The sequence below is a fragment of the Clavibacter lycopersici genome (assembly GCF_003576405.1).
Classification (GTDB): Bacteria; Actinomycetota; Actinomycetes; order Actinomycetales; family Microbacteriaceae; genus Clavibacter; species Clavibacter lycopersici.
The window spans coordinates 1-3,051 of sequence record NZ_QWGT01000289.1; the positions used below are offsets into that span (position 1 = coordinate 1).

The 3,051-nt window shown below is 70.1% G+C and carries 2 protein-coding genes, 1 other RNA gene and 1 pseudogene; all 4 read left to right on the plus strand.

What is annotated here, in order from left to right:
- A pseudogene (locus tag DZG00_RS14015) lies at positions 1-892 on the plus strand (cell division ATP-binding protein FtsE); the annotation flags it as partial.
- The gene (ftsX, locus tag DZG00_RS14020) at positions 889-1,806 is read left to right on the plus strand and encodes a permease-like cell division protein FtsX (RefSeq protein WP_119383101.1); all 918 of its coding nucleotides are present in this window, start codon (positions 889-891) and stop codon (positions 1,804-1,806) included. The pseudogene DZG00_RS14015 and the gene ftsX, both read left to right, overlap by 4 nt.
- 67 nt (positions 1,807-1,873) lie before the next feature.
- Positions 1,874-2,350: an SsrA-binding protein SmpB gene (smpB, locus tag DZG00_RS14025; protein WP_119383102.1), complete on the plus strand. Its 477-nt coding sequence runs from the start codon at positions 1,874-1,876 to the stop codon at positions 2,348-2,350.
- A gap of 144 nt (positions 2,351-2,494) precedes the next feature.
- Positions 2,495-2,870, plus strand: a transfer-messenger RNA (tmRNA) gene (gene ssrA / locus DZG00_RS14030).
- Positions 2,871-3,051 lie beyond the last annotated feature (181 nt).

Here is a 3,051-nt window from a genome sequence, read left to right on the forward strand (position 1 = left end):
CACGCCCGTGTTCGTGCCGGCCGCGCCGCTCCCGGCGCCCACGCGCCCGTCCGCTCCCGCGGAGCCCACGACCGCCGCCGAGCGCCGCGAGAATGCGCGACGCGACAAGCAGCGTCGCGCGGACGAGAAGGCACGCGCCAAGGAGGAGGCGGCCCGCGAGGCTGCCGCCGCCAAGGCCGCGAGGAAGGCGCCGAAGGACGCGTCGAAGGACGCGGAGAGGAAGCCCGCGGCGGATGTCCCGGCTCGGGTCTCCGCGCCCGCCGCGTCGCGCGAGCCGGCGCCCGAGGCCGCGCCGATCGTCCCCGCCGCGGACGCCCTCCGCAGACCCGAGCCGAGGCACGATGACGCGGCGCCCCGTGCGGATCGCGACGGGGCACGGGCGTACGCGCCGTCGGCCTTCGCCGAGGCCGCGCGCGTGGATCCCGTCCCCGAGCGCCCCGCGGAGTCCGAGCGTCCCGCGGAGTCCGAGCGTCCCGCGGAGTCCGAGCGTCCCGCGCAGCCCGAGCGCACCGAGTCCGTCGAGCAGGCCCCGTCCGGGACATTCCCGGCCGTGCGTCAGCCCGAGCCCGCCCCCGCCCCCGAGCCCGCTCCCGAGCCCGCCCCTGCCGCGGTCGACGACGCCCCACCGGCGCCGCCCACCCCGCCGAGCAGGCGCAACGGCGGGGGAGCGGCCCCCGCGGCCCCGAGCACGGGATCCATCCGCAGGCTCCCCGAGGGCACCGGCGTCATCCGCCTGCCCGACCTGTCCGACGGCGAGGCCGGATCCGCGCCCGCCGACGGACGCGACGACGCCGAGCTCGCCGAGCTCGGCCTGGCCGAGAAGCTGGGCCTCCGCGCCCGAGGCGAGCAGCCGGACGACACCGGTGCACAGGATGTGGGGCCCACGCGATGAGAATCGGACTCGTCCTCTCCGAGGTGGGCCACGGCCTCCGTCGGAACGTCAGCATGGTCGTCTCGGTCGTGCTCGTCACCTTCATCTCGCTCACGTTCGTGGGCGCCGCCGTGCTGCTGCAGATGCAGATCGGCCAGATGAAGAACTACTGGTACGACCGCGCCCAGGTCGCGATCGACTTCTGCACCGACACGTCGGTGCCGAGCGAGACCTGCGTCAACGGCAAGGCCACCCAGGAGCAGATCGACGCGGTCAAGCAGCAGCTCGACAGCGACACGCTCGCGCCGTTCATCGACAGGTACTACTTCGAAGACCAGGACACCGCGTACAAGAACTTCCAGGAGCAGTTCAAGGGCGATCCCGTCACGGAGCTCGTGCAGCCGGAGTTCCTCAACGAGGCGTTCTGGGTGAACCTCAAGGACCCGTCGAAGTCCGACATCCTCAGCGACAGCCTCTCCGGGCTCGCCGGCGTCGAGAACGTGACGGACCAACGGCAGTACCTCGACCAGATCTTCTCGATCCTCAACGCAGCCAGCCTCACGGCCGTGGGGATCGCGGGGCTGATGCTCGTGGCCGCCGCTCTCCTCATCGCCACCACGATCCGGCTGTCCGCGTTCTCGCGGAGACGGGAGCTGGGCATCATGAGGCTGGTCGGGGCGTCGAACCGCTTCATCCAGACCCCGTTCATCCTCGAGGGCGTGTTCGCGGCGCTCATCGGGTCGGTGCTCGCCAGCGCGGCGACGATCGGGCTCGTCAAGTTCTTCGTGCAGGGCTTCCTGAGCACGAGGCTCACATCGATATCCCTGGTGAACATGGACGACGCGCTGCTCGTGGTGCCGATCCTCCTGGGCGTCGGCGTGGTGCTCGCGGCGGTCTCGGCCAACTTCGCGATCAGCCGCTACCTGCGGATCTGATCCTCCGGTAGGCTGATGGGCTGCCCGATACCGGGCGGATCCACCCCGCACCATCGAGGAGACCACCGTGCCCAGGGAACGTGGCGAGAAGGTGGTGGCGACCAACCGCAAGGCGCGCCACGACTACACCATCGAGTCGACCTACGAGGCGGGCCTCGTGCTCACGGGCACCGAGGTCAAGTCGCTACGGCAGGGGCGGGCCTCGCTCGTCGACGGCTACGCGTTCGTCGACGCGGGCGAGGCGTGGCTCGACGCGGTGCACATCCCGGAGTACAACCAGGGCACCTGGAACAACCACCCGGTGCGCCGCAAGCGCAAGCTCCTCCTGCACAAGGACCAGATCCTCAAGATCCACTCCAAGGTCAAGGAGGGCGGCTACACGGTCGTCCCGCTGCAGCTCTACTTCGTCGACGGCCGGGCCAAGGTCGAGCTCGCGATCGCGAAGGGCAAGAAGGAGTACGACAAGCGCCAGACGCTCCGCGAGCGCCAGGACAAGCGCGAGGCGGACCGGGCGATGTCGTCCCACCGCCGCCTCGGCGAGTAGGACCCGCTCCTCCCGGTGGTGCGTACGGCACCGGTCGGGTAACATGGAGGGCTGGTCGCGGAATACGCGATCGGCGATTGACAACTCGACAGCGTGGAACATGCGACCCGGCTCGGGTGCCTCTCGAGGCGCTCTGCCGTTCATGGGGATGATCGGTTTCGACATTGCCTGAATGACTGCGAGAAGCGGGTCGAGGATGCAGGGCTATCTCGTAAACGCTCTCTGCACAATACAACTGCCAATAACAAGCAGTCGTCCTTCGCTCTCGCTGCCTAAGCGAGCGCACTAACAGGACCGTCGACCCGGGGATGCTCTCTAACCGGTAAGTCGGCGTCAGAAAAGGGAGCTCGCTGCGCGGTCGTGCCTCAGGGCCGCGCGGGACTCGAACTGAGGCTGGGCCCGTCGGATCAGATGCCAGGAGCAAGTTCCGGGGCCGAGCAGGACGCCTTTCCTGGCTACACCCGTAGAAGGCGCAGGATTACAGCAGTGGACCGGGGTTCGATTCCCCGCATCTCCACCATCGCGTCGCATGTCCCACGCTCGTCGAGGGTCCGGATCCGTCCGGCAGACGAGAGGCCCCGTCCACCAGGACGGGGCCTCTCGTCTGTCCGGACGCCTGTCAGCCGACCGGGGCGCGGGGCGCCGCCGGCGCGGGCGCGCCCGGGTCGCTCGTGGCGAGGGCCGGAGCGGTCGTCTCCACC

Bases quoted from the DNA above. Each gene is read 5' to 3' on its own strand.
- ftsX (WP_119383101.1), top strand. From the start codon at position 889: ATGAGAATCGGACTCGTCCTCTCCGAGGTGGGCCACGGCCTCCGTCGG.